General features: G+C 43.4%; 1 protein-coding gene and 1 pseudogene. Both read left to right on the forward strand.

Translation table 11 applies throughout. The features are described from left to right. Positions 1–109: pseudogene (locus PX484_RS25815) on the forward strand (type II toxin-antitoxin system Phd/YefM family antitoxin); the annotation flags it as partial. A gap of 102 nt (positions 110–211) precedes the next feature. Further along, positions 212–1,602: N-6 DNA methylase (locus PX484_RS16545; RefSeq protein ID WP_288104806.1), on the forward strand; the 1,391-nt coding region annotated here is incomplete at its 3' end.

A 1,602-nucleotide genomic window follows, 5' to 3' on the forward strand; every position in this document is an offset into this window, starting at 1 on the left:
AAATTGGTCACAAGAAAGATTATCTCAGACAGCTGCCACCACTTCTCTAGAAGAATTACGTCAAGAATTGGAGACCGAGATTGAGCAAGAAAAAGCCGCAGAAGTCTGAAACCGAAATTGTGCGAGTTTTTACTCAATTATGCCTAATCCAGTATCTCCAAATTGATTATATCGGGGCATATTAACCTTAATTATCTAGACCACAGTTTTTATGAATCCCCTCGTCAATTATTTTCGCAACCTGCACGAAATCCACTCCTCCCAAGCAGCCGTAAAAGAAACCTCCTACTACGGCACTCTCGAAACTCTCCTCAACGAAATCGGTAAAACCCTAAAACCGCGAGTCCGCTGCATTATCAACCTCAGAAATCAGGGTGCGGGATTGCCAGACGGGGGACTTTTTAATGTCGATCAATTCCCCAAAAATCAAGAATTAGAACCTTTTACGGCGATTTTTCCCGAAAGAGGCGCGATCGAGATTAAGGGAACCAAAGAAGATGTCAAAAAAATCGCCACCAGCGAGCAAGTACAAAAATACTGGCAAAAATACGGTCAAGTATTAGTCAGCAATTATCGCGATTTTCTGCTCATCGGTCGCAATAGCCAAGGTCAACCGGTAGAATTAGAAGCCTATAGTTTAGCCCCGTCAGAAGCCGAGTTTTGGCTAAAAACCTCAAATCCATCCAAATTTGCCGCCGAACACGGTGATAGCCTCTTAGAATACCTAAAGAGAGTGCTTTTACAGGCGGCTCCTATCACTTCACCGGCCGATGTTGCTTGGTTTCTTGCTTCCTATGCGCGGGACGCAAAAGCACGCTTAGAACATCATTCCGATCTTCCTGCTCTGGCCAATATTCGTCAAGCTTTAGAAAATGCCCTAGGTATCAAATTTGAACGGGAACAGGGAAATAAATTTTTCCGTTCTACCCTCGTGCAAACCCTCTTTTATGGTTTATTCTCCGCTTGGGTATTATGGCACAAGCAAAACCTCAATCGCGAGGATAAAGAGGATAAGTTCGATTGGAAATCCGCAGCCCACCATCTCCATGTTCCCATGTTAGCGATCCTATTTGAGCAGATCGCCGCACCGAGTAAGTTAAAATCTTTGGGATTAGTAGAAGTCTTGAATTGGACCGGTGCAGCTTTAAATCGAGTGCGACGAGAGGAATTTTTTCGTCAATTCGATGAGGGACAAGCGGTACAGTATTTCTATGAACCATTTTTGCAAGCTTTTGATCCCGATTTACGCAAAGAATTGGGAGTTTGGTACACTCCTCCAGAAATTGTTCGCTATATGGTAGCGCGAGTCGATCGAGTTTTACGAGAAGAATTAAATATCGAGGACGGTTTAGCTAATCCCGATGTTTATATTCTCGATCCTTGCTGTGGAACTGGTGCTTATTTAGTCGAGGTTTTGCGCTATATTACCGATACTTTACAGGAAAATGGGGCGGGTGCTTTAGCCATGGCTTTGGTGAAAAAAGCAGCCATAGAAAGAATTTTCGGTTTCGAGATTTTAACCGCTCCTTTTGTCGTCGCTCATCTACAATTAGGTTTATTCCTGCAAAGTTTGGGTGTACCTTTAATAGAAGATAGTGAACG

Source organism: Microcystis sp. M49636_WE2 (assembly GCF_030065375.1).
Lineage (GTDB): Bacteria > Cyanobacteriota > Cyanobacteriia > Cyanobacteriales > Microcystaceae > Microcystis > Microcystis aeruginosa_C.